This is a genomic window from Stenotrophomonas maltophilia group sp. msm1, assembly GCF_032025805.1.
GTDB lineage: Bacteria > Pseudomonadota > Gammaproteobacteria > Xanthomonadales > Xanthomonadaceae > Stenotrophomonas > Stenotrophomonas hibiscicola.
Window position 1 is genome coordinate 248,363 of record NZ_JAVSKH010000004.1, and the last position, 23,984, is coordinate 272,346.

Annotated in this window: 22 protein-coding genes and 1 pseudogene; 12 read left to right on the plus strand and 11 right to left on the minus strand. The window is 60.8% G+C overall.

Features of this window, described 5'->3' with window-relative positions; translation table 11 throughout:
- Nucleotides 1–396: 396 nt before the first annotated feature.
- Both guaB and guaA read left to right on the plus strand, forming a co-directional pair.
- A complete protein-coding gene (guaB, locus tag ROV95_RS18320; RefSeq protein ID WP_005416248.1) occupies nt 397–1,854 on the plus strand; it encodes an IMP dehydrogenase in 1,458 nt (485 codons plus the stop codon).
- A gap of 103 nt (nt 1,855–1,957) precedes the next feature.
- On the plus strand, nt 1,958–3,523 hold the full coding sequence (guaA, locus tag ROV95_RS18325) for a glutamine-hydrolyzing GMP synthase (RefSeq protein ID WP_312545664.1): 1,566 nt from the start codon (nt 1,958–1,960) through the stop codon (nt 3,521–3,523).
- Between the two features lie 160 nt (nt 3,524–3,683).
- On the opposite strand, the gene ROV95_RS18330 is transcribed toward guaA, so the two are convergent.
- The 4 genes from ROV95_RS18330 to ROV95_RS18345 all read right to left on the minus strand — a co-directional run bounded on the left by ROV95_RS18330 (nt 3,684) and on the right by ROV95_RS18345 (nt 9,451).
- The gene (locus ROV95_RS18330) at nt 3,684–5,153 is read right to left on the minus strand and encodes an AAA family ATPase (RefSeq protein WP_312545666.1); all 1,470 of its coding nucleotides are present in this window, start codon (nt 5,151–5,153) and stop codon (nt 3,684–3,686) included.
- Between the two features lie 394 nt (nt 5,154–5,547).
- A complete protein-coding gene (locus ROV95_RS18335; RefSeq protein WP_312545668.1) occupies nt 5,548–7,236 on the minus strand; it encodes a hypothetical protein in 1,689 nt (562 codons plus the stop codon).
- Between the two features lie 396 nt (nt 7,237–7,632).
- On the minus strand, nt 7,633–7,989 hold the full coding sequence (locus ROV95_RS18340) for a hypothetical protein (protein ID WP_164194225.1): 357 nt from the start codon (nt 7,987–7,989) through the stop codon (nt 7,633–7,635).
- Nucleotides 7,990–8,533: 544 nt separating this feature from the next.
- Entirely contained in the window at nt 8,534–9,451 is a 918-nt protein-coding gene (locus ROV95_RS18345; RefSeq protein WP_021202906.1) for a LysR family transcriptional regulator, read from the minus strand.
- A 96-nt stretch (nt 9,452–9,547) separates the two neighbouring features.
- On the opposite strand from ROV95_RS18345, the gene ROV95_RS18350 reads away from it, so the two are divergent.
- Complete coding sequence (locus tag ROV95_RS18350) at nt 9,548–10,387, plus strand: type 1 glutamine amidotransferase domain-containing protein (protein ID WP_312545672.1); 840 nt, start codon at nt 9,548–9,550, stop codon at nt 10,385–10,387.
- Nucleotides 10,388–10,481: 94 nt separating this feature from the next.
- Here the strand turns inward: ROV95_RS18350 and ROV95_RS18355 are convergent, their stop codons facing one another.
- Nucleotides 10,482–11,057, minus strand: a complete 576-nt coding sequence (locus tag ROV95_RS18355; protein ID WP_312545673.1) for a hypothetical protein — start codon at nt 11,055–11,057, stop codon at nt 10,482–10,484.
- A gap of 398 nt (nt 11,058–11,455) precedes the next feature.
- Between ROV95_RS18355 and ROV95_RS18360 the strand changes: the two genes are divergently transcribed.
- The 8 genes and pseudogenes from ROV95_RS18360 (at nt 11,456) to ROV95_RS18395 (ending at nt 20,124) form a co-directional block, all read left to right on the plus strand.
- A complete protein-coding gene (locus ROV95_RS18360) occupies nt 11,456–12,808 on the plus strand; it encodes a DUF1963 domain-containing protein (RefSeq protein WP_312545674.1) in 1,353 nt (450 codons plus the stop codon).
- Between the two features lie 91 nt (nt 12,809–12,899).
- A complete protein-coding gene (locus ROV95_RS18365; RefSeq protein ID WP_312545675.1) occupies nt 12,900–13,631 on the plus strand; it encodes a hypothetical protein in 732 nt (243 codons plus the stop codon).
- Nucleotides 13,632–13,709: 78 nt separating this feature from the next.
- On the plus strand, nt 13,710–14,189 hold the full coding sequence (locus ROV95_RS18370; RefSeq protein ID WP_312545677.1) for a hypothetical protein: 480 nt from the start codon (nt 13,710–13,712) through the stop codon (nt 14,187–14,189).
- Between the two features lie 102 nt (nt 14,190–14,291).
- Nucleotides 14,292–14,429, plus strand: a pseudogene (locus ROV95_RS18375) (IS5/IS1182 family transposase); the annotation flags it as partial.
- A 324-nt stretch (nt 14,430–14,753) separates the two neighbouring features.
- On the plus strand, nt 14,754–16,040 hold the full coding sequence (locus ROV95_RS18380; protein ID WP_312545678.1) for an alpha/beta fold hydrolase: 1,287 nt from the start codon (nt 14,754–14,756) through the stop codon (nt 16,038–16,040).
- 174 nt (nt 16,041–16,214) lie between these two features.
- Nucleotides 16,215–17,249: a radical SAM protein gene (locus tag ROV95_RS18385; protein ID WP_032129299.1), complete on the plus strand. Its 1,035-nt coding sequence runs from the start codon at nt 16,215–16,217 to the stop codon at nt 17,247–17,249.
- A complete protein-coding gene (locus ROV95_RS18390; RefSeq protein WP_053498411.1) occupies nt 17,246–18,292 on the plus strand; it encodes a hypothetical protein in 1,047 nt (348 codons plus the stop codon). Before ROV95_RS18385 ends, ROV95_RS18390 begins: the two co-directional genes overlap by 4 nt.
- 1,049 nt (nt 18,293–19,341) lie before the next feature.
- Nucleotides 19,342–20,124, plus strand: coding sequence for a 3-hydroxybutyrate dehydrogenase (locus ROV95_RS18395; RefSeq protein ID WP_312545683.1), 783 nt, complete (start codon nt 19,342–19,344; stop codon nt 20,122–20,124).
- Here ROV95_RS18395 and ROV95_RS18400 read toward each other — a convergent pair.
- The 6 genes from ROV95_RS18400 to ROV95_RS18425 all read right to left on the minus strand — a co-directional run bounded on the left by ROV95_RS18400 (nt 20,121) and on the right by ROV95_RS18425 (nt 23,144).
- Complete coding sequence (locus ROV95_RS18400) at nt 20,121–20,492, minus strand: DUF4180 domain-containing protein (RefSeq protein WP_312545684.1); 372 nt, start codon at nt 20,490–20,492, stop codon at nt 20,121–20,123. The genes ROV95_RS18395 and ROV95_RS18400 overlap by 4 nt on opposite strands.
- The gene (locus tag ROV95_RS18405) at nt 20,485–21,351 is read right to left on the minus strand and encodes an alpha/beta fold hydrolase (protein WP_312545687.1); all 867 of its coding nucleotides are present in this window, start codon (nt 21,349–21,351) and stop codon (nt 20,485–20,487) included. Before ROV95_RS18405 ends, ROV95_RS18400 begins: the two co-directional genes overlap by 8 nt.
- Nucleotides 21,348–21,767, minus strand: a complete 420-nt coding sequence (locus tag ROV95_RS18410; RefSeq protein ID WP_058982586.1) for a helix-turn-helix domain-containing protein — start codon at nt 21,765–21,767, stop codon at nt 21,348–21,350. Before ROV95_RS18410 ends, ROV95_RS18405 begins: the two co-directional genes overlap by 4 nt.
- Nucleotides 21,768–21,901: 134 nt before the next feature.
- Nucleotides 21,902–22,360 carry an SRPBCC family protein gene (locus ROV95_RS18415; RefSeq protein WP_312545689.1) on the minus strand — a complete coding sequence of 153 codons (459 nt, stop codon included), beginning with the start codon at nt 22,358–22,360 and terminating at the stop codon, nt 21,902–21,904.
- Nucleotides 22,361–22,362: 2 nt separating this feature from the next.
- Nucleotides 22,363–22,677: a metalloregulator ArsR/SmtB family transcription factor gene (locus ROV95_RS18420; RefSeq protein WP_005416268.1), complete on the minus strand. Its 315-nt coding sequence runs from the start codon at nt 22,675–22,677 to the stop codon at nt 22,363–22,365.
- Between the two features lie 11 nt (nt 22,678–22,688).
- Nucleotides 22,689–23,144 (minus strand): SRPBCC domain-containing protein, encoded by a 456-nt coding sequence (locus ROV95_RS18425; RefSeq protein ID WP_312545690.1) that lies wholly within the window; start codon nt 23,142–23,144, stop codon nt 22,689–22,691.
- Nucleotides 23,145–23,378: 234 nt separating this feature from the next.
- Here ROV95_RS18425 and ROV95_RS18430 point away from each other — a divergent pair, with 234 nt between their 5' ends.
- The gene (locus tag ROV95_RS18430) at nt 23,379–23,966 is read left to right on the plus strand and encodes a TetR/AcrR family transcriptional regulator (RefSeq protein WP_312545691.1); all 588 of its coding nucleotides are present in this window, start codon (nt 23,379–23,381) and stop codon (nt 23,964–23,966) included.
- Nucleotides 23,967–23,984 lie beyond the last annotated feature (18 nt).

Genomic DNA, 23,984 nt, shown 5'->3' on the forward strand with positions numbered 1-23,984 from the left:
CCGCACCCACCAAAGGCGCTTCAGGGCTGGCTCGGGTGATCCTCTCAAGGTGGGTGCCGACCGTTGGTCGGCACAATGCCGGTGCACAGGTGTATGAAGGCAGTGCGGACCAACGGTCCGCACCTATCAAAGATGCCCCAGGGCTGGCCCAGGTGATCCTCTCAAGGTCAAGGTGGGTGCGGACCGTTGGTCGGCACAATGCCGGTGCACAGGTGTATCAAGGTAATGCGGACCAACGGTCCGCATCCACCAAGGGCAGGTTCCAGGCCCTGAGAGCCGGTTCCAAGCCCTCCTGAACCGATCGCCGCCCGCGCGACACTGCGTCGCATCTACCCCCTGCCACGCGACGCGAAAACAGGGTAAAATGTCGCGCTTCCCCACATCTCGGGTATGCCGATGCTGCGCATCCAGGCTGAAGCACTCACTTACGACGACGTCTCGCTCGTCCCCGCCCACTCGACCATCCTGCCCAAGGACGTCAACCTCGAAACGCGGTTGACCCGAGATCTGAAGCTGAAGCTTCCGATCCTGTCCGCCGCGATGGATACCGTCACCGAAGCCCGCCTGGCCATTGCCATGGCCCAGCTCGGCGGCATGGGCATCATCCACAAGAATCTCAGCCTGGAACAGCAGGCCGCGGAAGTGGCCAAGGTCAAGAAGTTCGAGGCCGGTGTCATCCGCGACCCGATCACCGTCGGCCCGGAAACCACCATCCGCGACGTGCTGGCCCTGACCCAGGCGCACAACATCTCCGGCGTGCCGGTGGTGGGCAGCGACGGCCAGCTGGCCGGCATCGTGACCCACCGCGACATGCGCTTCGAGACCGAGCTGGACGATCCGGTCCGCCACATCATGACCAAGAAGGATCGCCTGATCACGGTCAAGGAAGGCGCCGCGTCTGATGAAGTGCTGCAGCTGCTGCACCGCAACCGCATCGAAAAGGTGCTGGTGGTCAATGATTCGTTCGAACTGCGTGGCCTGATCACCGTCAAGGACATCCAGAAGAACACCGACTTCCCGAACGCTGCCAAGGATCTGTCGACCCGCCTGCTGGTCGGCGCTGCCGTCGGCGTGGGTGGCGATACCGATCGCCGCGTGGAAGCGCTGGTCGCCGCCGGCGTGGACGTGATCGTGGTCGATACCGCGCACGGCCACTCGCAGGGCGTGCTGGACCGCGTCAGCTGGGTCAAGAAGAACTTCCCGAACGTGCAGGTCATCGGTGGCAACATCTGCACCGGCGAAGCCGCACTGGCGCTGCTGGACAGCGGCGCGGACGCAGTGAAGGTCGGCATCGGCCCGGGCTCGATCTGCACCACCCGCGTCGTCGCCGGCGTCGGCGTGCCGCAGGTCACCGCGATCGACCTGGTGGCCGAAGCCCTGCAGGACCGCATCCCGCTGATCGCCGACGGTGGCATCCGCTACTCGGGCGACATCGGCAAGGCGCTGGCCGCCGGTGCCTCGACCATCATGGTCGGTGGCCTGCTGGCCGGTACCGAGGAATCGCCGGGCGAGACCGAGCTGTACCAGGGTCGTTCGTACAAGAGCTACCGCGGCATGGGTTCGCTGGCTGCCATGGAGAAGGGGTCGAAGGACCGCTACTTCCAGGACGCCGCCACCGCAGACAAGCTGGTGCCGGAAGGCATCGAAGGCCGCGTGCCGTACCGCGGCCCGGTGGGCGGCATCATCCACCAGCTGATGGGCGGCCTGCGCGCCACCATGGGCTACGTGGGCTGCGCCACCATCGAAGACATGCGCAGCAAGCCCAAGTTCGTGAAGATCAGCGGCGCCGGCCAGCGTGAGAGCCACGTCCACGACGTGACGATCACCAAAGAGCCGCCGAACTACCGCGCCTGACGCGGGCCGAGCAAAGAGGAACGGGGAAGCACTTCCCGTTCCTCTTTCTCCATCTGCCGCCGTAAATCTGATTTCGTTTTCCCTACTGCATTGCCGGGGCGCCATGACCAACATCCATAACGACAAGATCCTCATCCTCGATTTCGGCGCGCAGTACACGCAGCTGATCGCCCGCCGCATCCGCGAGCTGGGCGTCTACTGCGAAATCTGGGCGTGGGACCACAACCCGGCCGAGATCGCGGCGTTTGGCGCCAAGGGCATCATCCTGTCCGGTGGCCCGGAATCGACCACGCTGCCGGGTGCGCCGGCCGCGCCGCAGGAAGTGTTCGACAGCGGCCTGCCGATCTTCGGCATCTGCTACGGCATGCAGACCCTGGCCGCGCAGCTGGGCGGCGCAACCGAAGCCGCTGACCAGCGCGAGTTCGGCCACGCCGAAGTGAACGTGATCAACCCCGATGCACTGTTCAAGGGCCTGAGTGACCACGGCGGCGAGCCGAAGCTGAATGTCTGGATGAGCCACGGCGACCACGTCTCCGTTGCGCCGCCGGGCTTCACCATCACCGCCACCACCGACCGCATTCCGGTGGCCGCCATGGCCAACGAAGAAAAGCGCTGGTACGGCGTGCAGTTCCACCCGGAAGTGACCCACACCCTGCAGGGCCAGGCGCTGCTGCGCCGCTTCGTGGTGGATGTGTGCGGCTGCCAGACCCTGTGGACGGCCGCCAACATCATCGACGACCAGATCGCCCGCGTGCGCGAACAGGTGGGCGATGACGAAGTGATCCTGGGCCTGTCCGGCGGCGTCGATTCGTCCGTGGTGGCCGCACTGCTGCACAAGGCCATCGGCGAGAAGCTGACCTGCGTGTTCGTGGATACCGGCCTGCTGCGCTGGCAGGAAGGCGACCAGGTGATGGCGATGTTCGCCGAGCACATGGGCGTGAAGGTGGTGCGCGTGAACGCCGCCGACCGATACTTCGCCGCGCTGGAAGGCGTGAGCGACCCGGAAGCCAAGCGCAAGATCATCGGCAACCTGTTCGTTGAGATCTTCGACGAAGAGTCGAGCAAGCTGAGCAACGCCAAGTGGCTGGCGCAGGGCACGATCTACCCGGATGTGATCGAGTCGGCCGGCAGCAAGACCGGCAAGGCGCATGTGATCAAGAGCCACCACAACGTGGGCGGCCTGCCGGAGCACATGAAGCTGGGCCTGGTGGAGCCGCTGCGCGAGCTGTTCAAGGACGAAGTGCGCCGCCTGGGCGTGGAGCTGGGTCTGCCGCGCACCATGGTCTATCGCCATCCGTTCCCGGGCCCGGGCCTGGGCGTGCGTATCCTGGGTGAAGTGAAGCGCGAATACGCCGAACTGCTGGCCAAGGCCGATGCCATCTTCATTGATGAGCTGCGCAAGGCCGACCTGTACGACAAGACCAGCCAGGCGTTTGCTGTGTTCCTGCCGGTGAAGTCGGTGGGCGTGGTGGGCGACGCGCGCGCTTATGAGTGGGTGATTGCGCTGCGTGCGGTGGAGACGATCGACTTCATGACCGCGCATTGGGCGCATCTGCCGTATGAGTTCCTGGGTACGGTGAGCAACCGGATCATCAATGAGTTGCGGGGGGTGTCGCGGGTGGTTTATGACATTTCGGGGAAGCCACCGGCGACTATTGAGTGGGAGTGAGTTGATTTATAGGCTGTTGAGCTATGGTGGAGTTTCATTCACACTAGTGATCTTCGGTGAATTATGAATATTATTCTTAAGTCAATATTTATAAGTAGGTTATAAAGAGGATCCCGATACCATGAGGGCAATCTAGTGGACTCGTGGTATCGGGCATCTCTCACGGATTTGCTGAATCTTTGAAGATGATGCCCTTGACCAATTCTGCGCCGAGGAAGTCAATTAGCATGTTTGAATGTGAAAGATCTTCTCTTGTCAATGCTGCGATCGCTTGACCAACGACGATTTCCCAGGGCTTCTTGCAACTGGCGATGTCGCAGATAAGGTTACGGACTGTCTTTATCTTCTTGTGCCGTAGGCGGTCGCTCGATTCGGCGATCTCCTTAATGAGAGCGGTGTCACGATGATTTGGATTGTCCTCAACCCATTTCCTTGATTTGGCGACGAGGTCCTGCCAGTTAGTGCCCATTACTGTAAGACATGAGTCAGTCAGTAGAGCATTCTCGATCGCATAGCACTGGAGACGGTAGCGCTTGAGAGGCGGGCGGTGCTCAAGCGGCTGGTCCGCCACGCCATCGCCGTCGCGAATCGAGAATGCGACTGGATTGTCGTAGAGTGTGTCTAGCAATTGGATGCAGAAGGTTTCAAGGGCGCCCTGCTGATCCACGCTGGTAGAAAGCACGGGAAAGACCTTGATCCTGCCTTGCGAAGTTCGTGCGGCTTGCTGCCAGACGCGCTCGTCGTCTTCTCCTTCGAGGATCAGGGCTACATCATCGCTAAGTGAAAGGGAAAGAGGGTGTCCGAAGAACGGAGCGATCTTGCGAAGCTCGACGCTGGCTGGTTTCAGTTCAACCATATCGACCGCGAAGATCTTTGTACCGATCGAAACATACTTCGAAGCCGCAAGAGAGCAGACTAGTGGGGAGCTATGGGTGGAGATGCATACGGCGATGCTATCTGCGTGATCTTTGAATTCATCAAGCATGGAGATGATTAAATGTCCGAGCCGTGCCTGAAGATCTGGGTGAAGGTGTACGTCCGGCTCATCGAGAAGTAGTACGTTAAACTTCGCGGGATCAATCGTATCGAAAAAGTACAGAATTTCGGCTGCCAAAGCTACGGCTTCTGATTCGCCACTGCTGATGTTTTGCGGAGGTATAGTTTCGCCATTGAGGAGTGAGCGAAATTCGAAATCTGTGTTTCCCACCTCCAGTGAAATGTTAGTAAGTAGGTTATTTATCTTTCTCAGCCGGTCTGTTTCGAAGCTTCGTGTTGGATCTAGGCGAATTTCAGGTGTGCGAGCGAGTCGGCGCAGATAGAGCGTTTCAGCCTCGCGAAAGAGCATCGCCGACGCAGCTTTGAAGTCGCTCGCCTGATTGACTGCTCGCGTCTGTCTCAGCCACTCAGGGTTGTCGCTCATGTTGGTGAGGACACTTCCACTGCGCTTGAATGAGCCTGCTCGCTCTGGGCTGACATACCGGACATAAAATTGATTCTTGCTCTGGTTAATTGATGCCTCAATGTCACGAAGGAAGCGACTCTTTCCCGCGCCATTGCGGCCGACAATTATATTTATGTTGTTCAAGCCGGTGAGGCGTGCGACGTGACCACATAGTTCACTTAACTTCACTATTTCAACTCCATATCAGGATAATGAGATGTACTGCTTTGCCTATATCCGGTCGATGTGTTTGATGCTATATGAGCGCGAGGCAATCCATCTCCTCAATTATCTTGAAGCCGCCGCCTCTCGCCGGTCACGTTGATGATCTTGTACGGAATCAGTAGTTTGCGCGCATGCAATACATCTATTTGATGTAGCTCTAGCATCCTATTAGCGGTTGAAATGGGGGTGCTGAAATAACGAACCTTCCGATAGGCGAAATTGTCCTTCTCAAGAGAATTTCAATCTTCTGTCCAGGGGAACTTTGACGTATAAAGTTAAGGTGTTGCGAGGGGGATATATCCTTGATCTGGCTCTAGAGTTTGGTGCGAAGGCATTGGTGGGATGCTCGTGTGGTTCTTTAAGGGATAACTCGCCGCTTCCCCGGGAGTCTCCACACTAGACGAGCTGGCCTTCGCAATGTAGCACCTGCGAAACTTAGTAGAAAATACGCTGCAGTCGGCACTCCAAGAATTATTGGAACTCTTATGCCTGTGTCCAAGCGCTCCCATCTAGTGCTACTAAGTCGTTTCCCATTAAGAATTATATAGTCGGCGCGGCCTTCAATAAGTATGGCGGGGCCATCGGTGCGGGCGAACATTCTACCGCTCAACTGGAGCGTACTCGTCGTACCCGTGGAAATGACCTGTCCATCGACGACTAGGTCTCTCACGGCCCCAACTAGTGACAGCTGCGAGACGATGCCCGCAGTAATCGCCTCATGGAACCGGTCCTTGCGGTAACCTGTGCTACTTATCCAGCCATTTGCGCCTGAAACGGTGACATGAGTGGGCTTGCCAACTTCCTCCAGGCTGAGATGCCTTGGAGCCTCCAAGGACACTACAAGGCTGACGTACGGAACTTTCGAGGTAGCCGACATTTGCTGGTCATTTGCCACTACCTGTAAGCCTTCGCAGGCCATTGCACGCCCCGCCTCAATCATCTCTGAGGCCATTCTGAAATTGATCACTCGCTCGCGATCACCATTGATCGAGTACCTCGCGCTTCTTGCCTTGAATACGGCTCCTCCCTCAGTTCCAGTCAGGGGGATGATGCCAAGTACGAATACAGTTCTGGCGAACTTGTCAGCAACCTGGATGGTTCCATTCCCAAGAAATCTGCTCACGTCAATCTTTTCAGGATCATCGCGCGATGGATTAACCCAGAACTGAGCGAAGTTGTCGTCGGAGACTGTGATTTGGTTGAGTTTTGGATCGATGACTCGAAATTCAGTTAATCCGTCATCTGCCGAAATAACTAGGTTGCGAATTTCGCCTGTATATAGAGGGGGCGACTTGATTGCATCTTCAAAGTTTGAATCTTTTCCTGTGCAGCCCTGCGTCGCCCATAAAGAGCCATTTATTGGGCCTTTGATGGTCTTGGTCCATTTAATTTCAAGGCCAGATCCGCCGCCTAGGAATTCAGTCCTGGTACCCTCTGCTTCGCTAAATTTCCCTAGAAATGAGAACTTTTCGCTGTTCTTTTCGTCTGTCGACCCGCATTTCTTCAACTCGCCTTGGTTGCCAGTCAGACATTCCTCCTCTTTCGCTGTGACGTAGTAGCCGCTCAGAGAGGGCTCGAGTCGAAAGCTGGTTGGAGTCGTAGGTACTTTGGTTAAGAATCCAAGGGCGATGAAGAGCATCGTCGTGAGGGCGAAATAGCCCGTCGCCGGAGCGAGCAGCCAAGCGATTCGCTCTACCTTGGCGTTGCCGTTAGCGATGTGCCTAAATATTTTCTCGTCCAGCACTAGAACTAGCGTCAAAAGTGCGAGGAATGCACCTGCTGCAAAGTTGCAAAGAATCGATATTACTAGTCCGTCCAAGGCGCCCGATGACAGGTCTATGACGGTTAGAGAGACCCCAATCGCAGCCGTTCCAGAAGCAAATACCGTTCGCTTTGTCGATGCAAGACGCATTGCAATTGCCGAGAATAATCCGGCTGCGAGATACGGAATCCACAAAGTCGACGTCAGGTAGGTTTGGACATCTACTAATTGGCCGACGTTCTCGCTGTCGTACAGTGACGACGTTTCTCCCGACAGGAGCGCCACAACAATTGCTTGAACAAGTGGTCCCAAGGCAAAGAGAGAAGCTAACGCTATCCCAGACATTAAAGTCGACAGCCCGTAGTTCCAAAAGTTCGCACCTCGCGATTTTCGGAGTGAAATCCGCCATTTTGACATCCGCGACTGCATCCATCCCCCCGCCTATTCAATGTCGCACCAATGCTAGCAGGAGCGTTCGTTCAAAGGCAGCATCTGTTCCAGCATCGACAGATGGTGGCAATCCGGTTGCTGGAGTTGCATTTACTGTTCGATTTCTAGCGAGGATCCAAGGGGGGGAGCCTCCCGATTGCTCATTGACCTGGAGTGCCTGCTTCTAGGCGAAAGCGGACTCTGATCTTGCGGGAGCGTCGCTACTTCTGTGGGCGGATTGGGAATTGGATATCACTCCGGCCTAACCTCCTGACAAGCCCACTCAACCAACCCCCGGCAAGCCAGAAACAACCCATCCACAACCCCCTCATCCAAATGTCGCTCCGGCTCCGCTGCCACCCGGCAGCGGTCTGCCGCGTGTAGCAACTCTAGTACGGTCAACGCCCCCACCATCGCGCGCTCACTTCTAGCCAGGCTCACGCGACGGCCAGGTGACACATCGGTTTCTGGCCAAGGATGCCCGTCAGCACCCTCACAGCCACGCATGCGCTTGAGGATGCCGAGCAGGGAGTTCAGATCGGGCAGGGGAGTGTCGTCGTTGATGGGCTCAACAACGGTGTACGAAGAAAAGGTGTCGGATTCGTTCATGGCGTCGGCTTCCGTGGCTGTGCTTAACAGCGCCACCGCGAAGAGGTGGCGGACGGTGCGGGTTCCAAACCGGGACAGACAGTTGTCAATAACCGGCGGGTCCGAAGACCCCCACGCACCGCCCGCCATAAAGGCCGACGAATTGCCCGCCGGCACCGGTTAAGGACGGTGCCGACGGGCAAGCGTAAACAACTATCTGTCTCGGGTTTGGACGCCCGCTGCAACCCGTTGTCGGTGGCGCGCCATGGTGTTTACGCAGCCGCCTCGAATGCCAATAGAAATTCGCGAAGGAAACGCTGAATCCGAGAGCAGAGGACTATTGTTGCACGCACCATTCGTGCAGCACGCGACGCCAGCAGACGCATTCGCGCAGCTGCGCTGCTAATAGCGAATCAACGTGGCGCAATCGCCCATGCCCCAAGCGAATAGCGCGACGGCCTTCTTTGCAACAGTTCTTAGTCCGCCTCGCCAAGCAACGGCGCGCGATCAGCTGCACACCCCGAAAAGCGGTTCAAACCCGACACCTCCAGCAAACCTTGCAGCTTCAACCAACGCCATCCTCAGCCGCATTCCCCACCAACAACTCAATCATCGCCCGCGCCGCAGCCGATTGCCGCCGGTGCGGCGCATAGATCACCGAGAAAGGCCGCGACCGCCCGCGCAGCTGCGGCAGCACCTCCACCAGCTGCCCGCGCTGCAACCGCTCGCGCACGATGAACGCATAGCTCTGGCAGATGCCGATGCCCTGTTCGGCCAGCGACACCACGCCCAGCACATCGTCGGAAGTCTCGATGGACGAACGCGGCAGCCAGTCCACATCGCGCCCGTCGTCGCGGAAGATCCACGGCGCCAGCCGGCCGGTGCGCGGCATCACGAAGGGTAGGCACAGGTGCTGCTGCAGATCGTCCAGCGTCTGCGGCGTGCCGCGGCGTTGCAGGTAGTCCGGCGCGGCCACCAGCAACAGCGGCGCGTCTTCCAGCTTTCGCCCCACCAGCCCGCTGTCCGGCAGCTGGCCCAGGCGGATGGCCAGGTCGAAGCCTTCGGCCACAAGGTCCACGTTGCGGTTGGTGATGTTCAGTTCCACCTGCACCTGCGGGTACTGCTGCGCAAAGCGCGCCAGCACGGGTGGCAGCCGGTAGTGGCCATAGGTGGTGGGCACGCTCAGGCGCACGCGGCCGGCCAACGCACCGTCCTGGGCCAGAACGTCGCGCTCGGCGTCGTCCAGCAGGCCGAAGGCGGTGCGCACCTGTTCCCGATAGAGCCGCCCGGCGTCGGTCAGGCCCACGCGGCGGGTGGTCCGCTGCAGCAGCTGCCGGCCCAGCCGCGCTTCCAGGCGGGTGACCGCGCGGCTCAGCACCGAGGGCGTGGTGGACAGCGCCACCGCTCCGGCGGTGAACGAGCCGTGCTCGACCACCGCCAGGAACACTTCCACATCGCCCAGGTAGTCGAACTTGCGGCTCATTTGGCTCTCCGGGGAACAGATGTTTTGCGATGGGGCCAATTTATCGCCGCTGGGGCGATGAATAAAGTGGCGGCCATTCCCCGAAAGGAGCTCCCCATGAACCTGATGACCCGGTTGGCCGCAGCGCTGGCCCTGACCCTGGCCGCAACCGGCGCGCAGGCCGCCAATGTGCTGGTGGTGCTGTCCGACGAAAACCACCTGGACCTGAAGGACGGCAAGGTGCTGTCCACCGGCTTCTATCTCAACGAGCTGATGCAGCCGGTCAAGCTGCTGTTGGACGCGGGCCACGAGGTGACCTTCGCCACGCCGCAGGGGCGGGCGCCGACGGTGGATGCGTCCTCGGTGACGCCGGCGTACTTCGGCAACGATGCGGCGCAGCTGACGCTGCACAAGGACCTGCTGGAGAAACTGGCGCTGACCTCGCCGACGGCCTCGCCGGTGGTCAGCCTGGCGCGCATCGAGCAGCAGGGCTACGTGCGTTTCGATGCGGTCTACATTCCCGGTGGCCACGCGCCGATGCAGGACCTGCTGAAGAGCCCGGCGCTGGGCCGGCTGCTGGCCGACTTCCACCAGCGCAACAAGACCACCGCGCTGGTCTGCCACGGGCCGATCGCGCTGCTGTCCACGCTGCCGGATGCGGGTGGTTTCGTGGCACAGCTGGAGGCGGGTGCGACGCCGGCCACGCCGAAGTGGATCTACAGCGGCTACCAGATGACGGTGATCAGCAACCAGGAAGAAGAGCAGGCCAAGCCGCTGCTGGGCGGCGGTGAGATGAAGTTCTACCCGCAGACCGCGTTGCAGCGGGCGGGTGCGAAGTTCAGCAGCAACACCACGCCGTGGATGGGGCATGTGGTGGTGGACCGCGAGCTGATTACCGGGCAGAACCCGGCTTCGGCGCTGGAGGTGGGGCAGCGGTTGGTGGAGCGGTTGAAGTAGGGGGGGCTGCACAGCAGGCTGCCAGCCTTGCGGGCCGAGGGGCCAGCGCCTCGGCCTGACTATGGACGTCTCAACGTGGTCGGCAGAGAGGGCATCAGCCCTTCGCGAGCGCTGCTCCTGACAGATCTTCAATCCGGGAAAGCGCGTGACGCGTCGCGGTCCAATCGCCGGCGTGCCTGATCGCCACACCTCCGGCCGCTGTCCAGGCATCACAGTTCGCTTCGAAATCGTCGATCAGAACATCGCCCGGCTGGTGCATGAAAAGAGGCTTGTGCCTGCCGCCGAGCACAGGCAACACCAGGCAGGTCGCTGACAGGTGTTCGCGCACCCACTGCCGCTTCTGGATGGCAGCGAGTGGATAGTTCGATTTCGGGCAGGCAGTGAGAATCACCGGGTTCAAGTGGTGGATGCTGTGGAAGAATTCCACTGCACCGTGCATCGGCGGTAGGTCGCGGAAGAACGACGGGTGGTTGTTGATGTGCCCCCACATTTCATCGTCGGCAAGCACGCGGTGGTCCAGGCCAAACAGGGCGGGAAATGCCGCGTCGAAGTCGGCCATTACGCCATCAAGATCTACGTAGATGGTGCGTCTGGATGCACTCGATCCACCGGTGTGCTGGTTCGCGAGCGGGTCCATCACCGGCATTGTCTTCACATCATCAGCGTTCATTTGCGCGTTCTCCTCTCAAGAGTGGGCTTTCTGCTTCATCGGTTCCCCAGTAGCGAGGCAAGGTGTTTGGCAATTGCGACAGACGTGGCGGCAATCGCGATGCCGACTACGCCGGCACGGCTGAAGGGGGCGGCGACCCACGGATGCCGTAATCGGCATGCTGGAAATGCGGTTTATGTTGCGGCGCTTCTTCAAAGGCCTGCCGGGTGGCTGACCTGGCCCTTGGCCAGGACGCACGGCCCGCAGCCGCTGGCTCATTTCGCTAACCAAGGAGCAATCTGGCGCGCTGGTGAGTGGATCATCGCCGGGCGCTACAGGCAGGCCGGGTGGTGATATACCTGTGGCGCTCGATCCAGACTCAAAAGGACGTCACCGAAATGGATGCTCAGGCAGATTCAATGTACCACGCCGACCAGCGCGACCACCATGCCGAAGCCGTGCTTGAGGCCTTCTTCGCCAAGCACCGAACCCCGGCCCTGGTGCTGCAGCGTTTCTACCCGCCGGCGGCATTCCCCAGGGTCCGCAGCCGTCTAGGCGGTCTGCCGCAATTGCCCGATGGGATGGATTGGCCGGTTGGCGAGAGTTACGGCGAAGCGGCGCCGATGCACTTCCTGGCGCAGATCGATTGCGCCGAGCTGCCACGCGTGGATCCCGATATGCCCTCGCAAGGCATGCTGTTCTTCTTCGCCATGAACGACGAAGAGCAGATATGGGACACGGACGAACCACAGCAACGCGTGCGAGTGCTGTACGCGCCCGAGGTCGCGGTCGATCAGCACGTGCGTGCGCTGCCGGACGGCGTGCGCCCGATTCTGGATGAAGGTCCTTCGGACAATGCGCACCGCAATCCTGCATGGCTGCTGCCTGACGAAGATGGCCCATGCGTGCATGTTCAATGGCCCTTGGTGGCGCGGCACATGGATACCTGGCCGGATGAGCTGGAGCTGCCGCCGGGTGAGGAGGATCGGCCGTACTACGAGATCTACCCCTCGCGACTGCACGAAATGCGGCTGGGCGCGGTGGTGGCAGCGACAGGCCTGTTTCCGCGCGCGGACGCCGCCACGGAATGGGAGCGCCCGCAGTCACCTGCGTGGACCTTTCCGGTGCAATGGTTGCGTTACCAGACCGATTTTCCCCAGGTAGGCATCATCATTGACCGCCTTTCACGGGTGATCGGCAATGAACGGCGTGCAGGCAAGCGCGGGAAAATCGATTACGCCGACGTACGCGCGTGGGTGAAGCGCGCCGCCGCCATTGGTCTGGATGAAGCCCCGGATGATGCAACGCGGGAGGCATTCCGTGAATGGATTATCGGACAGATCAGCGACGACTTCGAGCGTATGACGCTGACCGACCTGGGCATGGGCCGGGCGTTCACCAAGGGACTGCTGGCGGCGGTTGCCTACGCGGCAGGGTCACCCGTTGCGGCCGCACGCATTCCTGCACTGATGTACCGCCACTTGCAGGACGAACATCTACCGTTTGATGAAAGCCTGGGCATGTTGCCTGATGGCCGCAAGCGCTGCGCCGAGGCGCGCGTGCACCAGATGCTGGGGCACGTGCCGCGCTTGCACGGCATCGTGCCCGACGTGGAAGGCGAGGGCGACGCGGTCTGCCTGCTGCAGATGGCGTGTGACCCGGCGATTGATCTGGTCTTTGGTGACTGTGGCCAGGCCACGTTCTGGTTGAGTCGTGAGGATCTGCGCAACGGCAGGTTTGACCGCGTCGTGGGTGTGGTGGAGTCGCATTGATTGGGCATTGCAAGGCCGACATGGCACCATGACGGGCTTGCCTCGTCCCTTCGGGAGGGGCCGTTTTCCCAGGGAAGCCCTCGAACACGACATGCGAACGTCTTTTTTCATTCTCTCCGCCCTGTGCCTTGGCTTGCTGTCCGGTTGTGCCAGTGCCCCTGAGGAGCACGCCTCAAGCCGCGAGATCACCAGTGCGTTCGTGGCCGACGACGGCCAGCTGTACCTGCTGCCGCGCTATGACGAGCCGATGCGCTTCAATGCCGCGCCGTTCCGCGAGTACCGGGCGCTGATGGACAGCCCGCTGCGCGAGGCGGTGGCCTGCGCGCAGATGTACTTCCATGAAGACTGGCGCGACCCGGCCAACAAGGCCAAGGTGCATGGCAGCTATGCGTTGCTGCTGCGGCCGGAGCAGGTGACGGCGGAGCAGGCCGCGCAGTTCAAGCTGGAGCGGATTGAGGTCCCCTCGCGTGAGGCCAAGGCCGTGGAGGAGCGTGCGCGCTACTACCTGCCGATGGACCGGACCCGTTACGCGCTGGCGTTTGACCGGGCCTGCAATCTTTCAAGGAAGGGCGGCAGCTACTACAGCGCGCTGTTCGAGGGCGACGGCGAGCGGGTGAAGTTGCCGGATGCTGCGGCGCTGGCGGAGAAGGGGAAGCTGGCACAACCGATCAGTGCGCGAGCGCAGCGGATCCTGCCGGAGAGGGAGGATAAGCCGGGTGTGGGTTCGGCAGCTGGCAAGGTGCTGGGCGCGGCGTTGATCCCTGTGGCGGTTCCGGTGTTTGTGTTGAGCCTGCCGTTTTTGGGGCCGGATCATTGGAAGTGATGGGGCGCTGAGGGAGAGCATCCACGCATGGCGTGGATCTACTTGGGCATCGCCTGAAAATTCATCCTGGAGATCTGTGTGCCCAGCACGCTGGCAACTGCTTTGAAGACCGTAGGTTTCATTGTCCTTGCGGCGCTTCCGTTGGTGATCCTCTGGTTTACCCTTCGGCGAATGTCGGCAACTGCTCGCTCGTCCGTGAAATCGGGGCTGCGTTTGGATCCTCCTCGCCGGATCTCCGGAACATCCATGACCTTGGTGATGGTGGATGGCAAAGAGAATCGCGAGCACTATTTCTTTGATGCGGAGTCCTTTTACCTGCGGCGCGGGCCGGTGCCCACGGTGGTTCCGCTTTCGCAGATCACCTCAGTCACACGAACGTCCGACAAGATCTACGGGCGCTATGTCTGGCGGGTGTGCTTCAGCAAAGCATCGGGCAGAAAGTGCGTGACGTTCACCAACAACCTGACGCTGTTCAACCGCGATTTCCTGCTGTTCCTGGAGGCGGTGCGGAAGGTCAATCCGCTCGCGACCGTTGAGCGGGCAAGCGTCATCTTCTAGAGCGTGTTTGAAGTTCGGTATGAACAGTGTCACTGCAATGGCATCACAGCGCGCAGCCCCTGTTCGACCGATGTGATCGATGAGAAATGGGCGTTTGTTGCGCAATCGACGTGCGGGGGTGGCCCGCGCGCAGGCTATGACGACAATAAACGCAAGAATGGAAGCAAGTTTCACATTGCCGTGGACACGCTCGGCCATATATTGCCCGTGCTGGCGAATGAGCAGGAGCGCGCGCAGGTTGGCACTCTGGCTCGGAAGGTCCAGCATGTGGCCGGTCAGGCTGTGAAGCCGGCCTGTGTCAGCGAGGGGTATATCTGCTTCAAAGTTCGTAGCGCGCTCTAGACGAATATCCCCGCTTGCTTGCGACCCATCTCCAACCAAGAATCGCAGCCACCTCTAGCACACGTTGACCTCCGTACCCGCATGCATCCATGATGGCGTCATTCAGGATGAACTGCGTATGCGCTGCCTCGACTCAACGAATCCGCCAGCACTGGGTTGGTGAGCGCTATCACGTCGACGCTGACTACCTCTGTTGGGCAGCGTCAAGATGGAGCTATAACATTGAAGAAGCGCATTGGGATGTTGATCTTGTCGCTAACGATGCTTGTTCATTCAGCGGTCGCAGCAGAGCCTGAGCAAGTCGTAGCCCGCTTGCTCGATCACCTGGAGGCTGGGCGCATCGCTGAAGCCGAAGCAATGTTCACTCCACAAATGGCCGAAGCGGTACCGGCGGAATCTCTCAGCACCCTGTGGAACTCATTGGGGACTTTGAAGAGTCGTGGCCTGGCAGCGATCAGCACTCATGAAGGCATGCAGCTGGTGTTGGTGCCATTGCAGTTCAGCAACGGTCGATTTGTTGCACAAGTGGTGGTCGACAAACAGGAGAAAGTCGCCGGGTTAATGTTGCGGCCCGCCGCGCCCGAACAAGCGGCGCCGGCCCCGGCCAATGCCAGCTACCATGAGATCGATTTCGTCGTTCCACAGGCACGCGGTGCGCTTCCAGGCACGCTATCGCTTCCCAAAGGAGAAGGCCCATTTCCCGCCGTTGTGCTGGTGCATGGCTCAGGACCGCAGGATCGTGACGAAACCGTTGGACCCAATCGGCCCTTCCTGGACGTCGCGCGCGGTCTCGCCGCGCAGGGTATCGCAGTACTTCGATACGACAAGCGAAGCCGTGCGCGCCCCCAGGATCTTAATGGCGACTTCAGCATTGATGATGAAACAACCGACGATGCGGTTGCCGCGCTCACGGCGTTGGGCGCTGATCGAAGCATAGATGGCAAGCGTCTATTTGTGCTGGGCCATAGCCAAGGCGCGATGCTGGCGCCGCGCATCGCCCAGCGATCACCTGAAGTGAGAGGGGTAGTCCTATGGGCCGCACCCGCGCGAAGCCTGTTGCAGATTATTCCAGAGCAGACCCGCCGCCTCCTTTCGGTAGACGGGCAGCTTGGGCCAAAAGCGGAAGAGCAGCTGGCCATGCTGGATACACAAATCGCGGCTGCTTTGGGTGATCAGGAAGTTGAGGCCAGCAAGCTCCCGCTGGGTGCACCCCAATCTTTCTGGAAGAGCATCGAAGCAGTTGACGCGCGCGGCGACGCCAGGTCACTCCGGAAACCATTGCTTCTATTGCATGGTGGCCGCGATTTTCAGGTAACAGCGATTGACTGGCGCATGTGGAACGAATCGCTGGAGGGGCAGCAGGAAGTGCAACTGAGAGAGTATTCCGCACTCAACCACCTCGGCATTGCAGGTGATGGCCCGGCTTCCCCCCATGAATACATGCAGCCCGGAAACGTGGACCCGGTAATGATCAGCGATCTCGCACGTTGGCTTAAAGCCCAGAAGTAATGAGGCTGTCGGGCCATGAGCGCCCGTAGGCGTTCTCACGTCAAATATGCAATCGAAGATCTGCGGGGTTTCAATCGTCCGAAATATCCCTTATGGTGGATCTGCTGTTTGGACCCGCCGTAGTGTCCACAGGCGGCCCGGATTGGCCCTTGCCAGTAACATGGAGAAGCAAAAATGGATTTATGCGCTACCCAGGTGCTATCGCCCAGGACGCTGACGTTTATCACAACCTATCGCTGCACTGCGGCATGCGTTCAGTGCTGTTTCGAGTCGAGCCCGACGGTCAAAGGAAGGCTCAGTCGCGATGAGATGATCACAGCGCTTCATGATGCCAAAGGCTCCTTCCCCTCGCTGTCTGTCATCGTCTTCACCGGCGGCGAGGCGACACTTCTCAAAGACGATTTGATCAGTGTGATAGCCGAAGCGACATCGCTAGGGCTCGGCACGCGGATGGTATCGAATGGCTCCTGGGCGAAGACCCGATCCACCGCGAAGCGTTGGGCTGAAAAGCTTTCAACCGCAGGATTGAAAGAGCTCAATATCAGCTCCGGCAAAGATCATCAGGAGTGGGTACCTCATTCTTCCGTGGTCAATGCTGCCGAGGCCGGCCTCACTGCGGGGCTGCACGTTCTCGTGACGGTGGAGGCAGACACGGAAGACGGTCGAACAATGGCGACCTTCGCCGAGGATTCGACAATACGGATGCTTCTGAAGAAGGGCTTGCAACTGCAGTCAAACAGCTGGATGGAGTTCAAAAGCGATCAGGTCAAGCGCGAGAATACGGTTCCACAGCACCTGCGAATAGCCCCGTGCCACCAGATTCATGACAACATCGTTGTCACGCCCTACAAGGAAGTCGCTGCCTGTTGCGGACTGACACTTGAGCACATCCCAGAGATGAAAGTTGGGCGTCTCGAGGATGGCGTCAGCAACGCCTATCTCTCTCAAACGGACGATTTCCTCAAGTTCTGGATCAGAGTGGACGGCCCTGCGGAGATCATCAGGCGCGTGATGGGCGAAGAGAAAGCCGATGAACTACTGAATGGATCGGTGCACATGTGCCACGACTGCGCAGTGCTTCACAAGAACAGTGAAGTGCGCGCAAGACTTGAATCGGATTACCAGAAGTTCATTCCAGAGGTAATGAGTCGCCACGCACTCGGTAAGGCAGTAGACACCCTTTCCCGGCAACAAGGAGCGTTCAAATGAAGCGGCGGAAGTTCATCCAGTCCACACTCGCGGCCAGTGCTGCTGCATCAATTTCCGGGGCGGCGGCTGCCGCGGGCGACAAGAGGGTGTTCGGCACACCTGCGAGCCTTACCGGCGGCACGGATGTCAACGCAACACGAATGCTTCTTCCACTCTCACGTAGCGGCATGCCTGCAGCCGGCTGGGATCACTGGTCAAAGTTGAGTGCCGCTGCTGTCGATATGTTTTCTGACGAGAAGAAGCGTTCGCTCTTCAACACCAATCCTGGTCGATATCTTTCCACGCTTGGGTTCGACACCAGCAAAGAGACACTGAACGCACCATCTCTGGCTCTGCTGGTTGCTCTGTCGGATAGGGATGTACAAGACGCGGCCAAACGTCGTGACTATACGCAAATGTTGAACTATCTCCAGGCATCTGGTGCGTTAGCGCGTCCAAAGGAAGACGTGCTCACCATGAAGATGCAGCACGCACTCCAGAGCAATATAGACATGATCCGCGGCGTGATGGAGCTTTCTGGGGACGAGTCTCCCGATGCCGAATCGGTACTCGCTTTCATCAAAGCTACTGACAAGCCTCCTACAACGGCAGACCTCGCGGCCCTCGCCAGTGTGGCGGAGCTTCTGCGGACAGCCCCTGGTCAAGCGGTTGTTGGCGCGGCTGTGATTGTGGTTGCGGCTGTTGACGCCATTGTTGGTGTGACCGTAGCCGTGGCTGCATTCACCATGGTTGCCGTTGTGAACCAGGTAGTGGTTGCCGGAAACGAGACCCAGATACCGTCATACAATCATGTGTTCAACGGCCAGCTGAGTCGGCTGGACGGTGACATCTGCGACAGTTGCGACGTTGCACATCGTGCAGCTTCCATCCTGGGAGCCCCCGGCCTTTACGACGAACACGCAAAACTCGTAATAAAGAACGAGGTTCGCTCGTTCCTGCGCGCGATGCGAAACGTCGGCCTTGTCACCTATGAAGAAGATGCATTTGAGACGATTGTCGAAGCGACTTACGTTTACGGCATGCGGTCAATCTCTGCGGAGTAGTTCATGATGATGTGCCGATCCACGCTGGACGTCTCCCTGATTCATGCCTATGCGCTTCCTCTCGGCATATGCGTGGCAGCAGCCGTGGTTCTGATCGCAGTATGGCTGGCACCCCGCTCTGGCAGGGTGCCAGCCAGGAATATTGCGCTCGGCTCGGCGCTGGCCGTTGTTGCCGTAGTTGCCTTTGGCCTCGTATATCAAGCGCGGACAGCGTACATCGCCGTTACAGATGGCCAGCTGATTGGGTCAGCAGTGTTTGTCCGACTGCAGCTCCCGCTTTCCAGTGTCTCGTGGCAGGACGCTTCCGATGCTTCAAGGATCACGCTGCCTCACCGGCAACTTGAACGAGCACCGGTGGCGTTGAGCTTGGCAAGTTCCGCATGCACAGCGGTCGCAACGTCTTCGTGCTGCGCACGGAGCGTAGCTCTGTTCTCGTTAAAGCCAGAGGGGATACTGACTTGATTCTGGACCGACGTCTTCACGAACAGCTCAAAGCATGCATGGATCAGGTACGTAAGACCGGCGGCCATCGAGGAAGATTGCAATGATCAGCAGGAAGTACTGGTTTACCAGGAAAATGTACGGATGGGGTTGGGGGATGCCGTGCGCGTGGCAGGGCTGGCTTGTGTACGCAGTCGCATTCGGCCTGCTGCTGGCAGGTCCGTTTCTGTTCTCTCCATTTCGCGAGCCCATCGCGTTTCAGCTCTACACGTGGGCCGTAGTGTTGGTCCTTGTCCTTATCTGCTGGATGAAAGGCGCTCCGCCCGGTTGGAGGTGGGGGGAGTAGAACGGCCGCAGAAGCTATTTTCGGACGTGTTCGATCCGCTGGGCAAAGCATGGATGCATTGCCCTTGTGGGAGTCGGACAGTATCGCCAGCAGGCCACGGCTGCGCCCCCTCTGAGGTGTACCGTCCGTTTTGAATGAACGCTGGACACTTCCCTCGGCGGATGCCCAACGCGTTCTAACCGTTGATTGACCAAGGTAGCGTCGCTTAAAGGGGGCACCGGTGAAGCTACACTGACCACCTACGCCCGATGGAAGCTCGCCCATGTTCTCTGGAAAGGTTGCGGTGGTCACCGGTTCCACCAGCGGTATCGGTCTTGGCATCGCCACCGCGCTGGCGCGGCAAGGTGCCGACATCGTGCTGAATGGCTTCGGCGACGCGGGGGAAATCGAGCGCATCCGTACCCAACTCGAAACTGAGTTCGGTGTACGGGTGGCGCATGATGGCGCCGACCTGTCCCGTGGCGAGGCAGTGCGCGGACTGATCGACCACGCCGTGGCGACGATGGGGCGCATCGACATTCTGGTGAACAATGCGGGCATCCAGCACACCGCGTCGATCGAGGAATTCCCCGTCGAGAAGTGGGACGCGATCCTGGCGCTGAACCTGTCGGCGGTGTTCCATGCAACGGCGGCGGCCTTGCCGCACATGAAGCAGCAGGGCGCTGGCCGCATCATCAACATTGCGTCGGCGCACGGGCTGGTCGGCTCGGTGAACAAATCGGCCTATGTGGCGGCCAAGCATGGCGTGGTGGGGTTCACCAAGGTGACCGCGCTTGAGAGTGCAGGCACCGGCATCACCGCAAACGCGATCTGCCCAGGCTGGGTGCGAACGGCGCTGGTCGAGCAGCAGATCACCGCGTTGGCCGAGCGCGAGGGCACGGATCAGGAGTCCGCCGCGCGCGCGCTGCTGGCCGAGAAGCAGCCGTCGTTGCAGTTCGTGACGCCCGAGCAGCTGGGCGAGATGGTGTTGTTCCTGGCCTCGGACGCCGCAGCGCAGATCACCGGCACGGCACTGCCCATGGATGGGGGCTGGACGGCGCGCTAGCTGGCCGACACGGGAAGACGTGCCAGCAGGGCATCCCAGTCGGACACGAAGCAGCCGTTGTGGCCGCGGTTGCATTCGGTGATCCACGCGTCCAGTGATTCGCTTTGTGCGCGGCAAGCGCTGACATCGCCCAGCACGGCGAAACGCAGGCGGTAGTTCACCAGCATCTGCAGCCATTGCCCGGCCATGCCGGAGCGCAGCTCGAAGAAGTCTGCCGAAAGGCGCTGCACCGGCACGGCAATCCACTCGGCCTGGTACCCGAGGGCATCGCCGACCAGATCGCGCAGGCCGTTGGCATCGAGTGCGGGGCCCTGCGGCGCGATGCGCAGGAGGCGGGTGGTGCCGAAGTGTTCAATGGAATCATTCATGCTGGAGGTTCTGCAGTTGACGCAGCCGGGCGAGGATGTCTTCGCGCAGGCCGGGGATGTAGTGATAGGCGTCTGCGAGCAGGGTGACGTCCGCCGTCGGGACGAGCCGTTTCATGCGTTCGGCGGCGGCAGGGGCGTCGATGAGGGCATCACGCGCGCCCATGACAAGGGCTGCCGGCGGATGCAACGTAGCCAGGCGCTCGTCGCTGATGCGGGGAATGCGTAGCGGACGTGGCCGAACCTCGGCACGGATCAATGCCAGCAGGTCGAGCAGCGGCTGCGCACGTGCAGGTGCATGCAGTGGCGCGGGACCCATGACCGCGCGGCGCAGGCGCTCGCGTCCCCATCGGCCAAGCAGCAACAGTGGCAGCGCCTTGAGCAGGAATGCACGCTGGCGCCCGATACCCGAGGGGCTGACCAGGACCAGTGCGTTGACCCGGGCAGGCCTTCGCAGCGCGTAGTCCAGTGCCAGGAAGCCGCCGAACGACAGGCCCACGAATGCTGCGCTTTCCACGCCAAGTGCGTCGAGGACATCATCCAGCCATTGCGCATGCGCGTCGCTGTCCAGCGCAGGTTGCGTGCCTTCGCTGAGGCCCGGTTCGCCAATGATGTCGACGGCATGCACGCGGTAGTACTCGCTCCAACGTTCGGCATCGAACATCCAGCTGGCGGCATTGCTGAGGGTGCCATGCAGCAGCACCAGGGCAGGGCCGTGTTCCGGGCCGCAGCTGACCACAAATGTCGAACCGGCGCGGGTGGCGAGATGGTGCGATTCGTGTGGTACCGGCCAGACCGAAAGCACCTGGCGATAGGCGGCAAGTACGTGCTGCGTGGGAATGCCGGGGCGCTGCCGCTTCATGCGCTGCGGTCCTGCAGCAGACGCTGCAGGCTGACCAGCAGCGCCGTGGAACCTGCCAGGCCACCGATCACGATCAGCTTGAGCACATCGTGCTCAGGCGAATAGATCGTCTCCATGCGCAGCGGCTCATCGTCGGCCTCGCGGCCGGTGACGCGCGCATGCAGGGCACGGACCAGGTCGGCGGCACGTGCCGCACCGCATCCGGGAATGTCCACCACTGTGGTCAGCTGTGGGCGCGCAGCGGAGGGCTCACGCACGGTGCCGGTGAACACGTCGAGGTCTTCGGCGGTGATGCGATAGGACTTGCCGATGCGGGTCGCGCGCAGTTGGCCGCTACGGATATGCCGCAGGACGGTTTTGGGGTGCAGGCTGAGCTGCTGGGCAGCCTGATCGACGGTTAGCAACGCGGGGGACATAACGGAACTCGAGAACCATGTGCTCCCTATTGTTCCATGAAATGCAATGTGCGGGAGCGATTGGGAATTGCGCGGCGGCGGCGACAGGGGGCCATCTGCCCGGTGCCGCTCGCGCGGCCCAACCCTCCCGACGGCTACGCTGGCTTGGCAAACACATCCAGCCCCTTGCCCGTCTCCAGCAGCGACTTCAGGCTCGACAGCACGATCGGCCAGCCCTGGCGGATGCCGGTATCCATGCCGCTGCCCGGTTCCAGCTCCTCATGGGTAACCGTCAGCCGCACCATGTCCTGGTAGGGCACGATGTCGAAGGTCACCCGGCTGTAGGCGTCCGGGTTGTCGGCCTGCGAGGTGGCGGCCCAGGTGATGACCAGCCGCGAGGGCGGGGTACTTTCCACCACCTCGCCGACCAGCTCGACCGAGCGCGTTTCGTTGGCGCGCACATGCTGCCAGCGCGAGCCGGGCTTCCAGTCCGAGATGTTCTCGTGGCCCCAGTAACGGCGGGCGATCTCGGGGCGGGTGATGGCCTCGAACACCTTCTGTGGCGTGGAGGCGATGTAGATCGCGTGGATGAAGCGGGTGGACTCTGCGGACATCGTCATTCTCCTTCCAGTTCTCGTTTCAGGTCATGCAGCAGGCTCAGGCGCTGCTGCTCGAACTTGCGTACCCAGCGCTCGTAGACTTCATGCAGCGGCACCGGGTTGATGAAGTGCAGCTTCTCGCGGCCCCGACGCACCGTGCTGATGAGGTTGGCGTCTTCCAGCAGGCCCAGGTGCTGGGTGACCGATTGCCGGGCCATGTCCAGGTGCTCGCACAGCTGGCCCAGGGTCTGGCCGTTGTCTTCGCAGAGCAGATCCAGCAGCGTGCGGCGCGTGGGATCGGCCAAGGCCTTGAACACCTTGTCTGCATTCATGCGGAGCGTCTTCAGTTCCAGTTGTCGATCCTGACGTCGCGGGGGTGGGGCTGGCCCTTGCCGGTTTCCAGCAGGGCTTTCAGGCTCATCAGGAACACCGCCCACTTGGTGCTGCAGTGGGAGGTGAACTCGACGCGTTCCTTCCAGCCTTCGTGGGTGAACAGCACGATGCAGTAGTCGCCTTCCTGTTTCAGTGCGAAGCGCGCGTGGGTGCCGATCCATTCGGCGGGGCCGGCGAGGAATCGCCACAGCACGAGCTCGCTGGGGATGAGCTGTTCCAGCTTCATTTCCATGGCGCCGATCTCCTGGCCGTTGTTCGTGAAACGCGCCTTGACCGTGCCGCCGACCTCGCGGTCGCCATGGGTGTCTTCGGCCCACCAGGCGGCCACGCCTTCCGGGGTGGCAAGCGCCTGATACAACTGGCTTGCGGGGGCCTTGATGCCGACCCTGTGTGCGATATCCACCATTGCAGGTTCCTCGCATGGGCAGGCAGGTGCCGCCTTTGGGATGGACTATATGCAGGTAAATGCCTGCATGGCAAATCCCGCCACGAATGCCCGGGTTTGGTAGTGCCGGCCGCTGGCCGGCATCCCGGTGGAGTCAGGGGCGTGCAGTTGCCGGCCCGCGGCCGGCACTACCAGGTGCTGCTCACCCGGCAGCGGGTAGTTGACAGTGTGTCAACCTACTAGTAGGTTTGTGACATGAAAGAGTCGCTCTCGCCCAAGGCCCAGGAGATCCTGGCCCATGCCCGCTCGCTGCTGGAGGCCGGTGGCTACAACGGCTTCAGCTACGCCGACGTGTCCGCGCGGGTGAACATCAGCAAGGCCAGCATCCATCACCACTTCCCCAGCAAGGCGGACCTGGTGCGCACGGTGGTTGAACTGTACCGGGCCGAGGCGCGCGAAGGCCTGGCGCTGCTGGACCGGCAGCTGGACGACCCGCTGCGGGAGCTCAACGCCTATGTGGACTACTGGTCGAGCTGTATTGCCGGTGGCACGTCTTCGTTCTGCATCTGCGCGATGCTGGCGGCAGAGGCGCCGATGATCCCTGCGGAGATTGCCGAAGAAGTACGCGGGCATTTCGATGATTTGAGTGGCTGGTTGGCGCTCACGTTGGAAAAGGGCGCGGCGCTGGGTCAACTGCGCCTGCAGGGTTCGGTGGCCGATGAGGCCAGGGCGTTCATGTCATCGGTGCATGGCGCGATGCTGGCCGCGCGCGGTTTCGGCGATGCGGCGACGTTTGCTGCGCTGGCACGGCTGGCCATCGCGCGGGTGAGCGCGGCTGCCTGATTGATGTGTGCTGGGCCT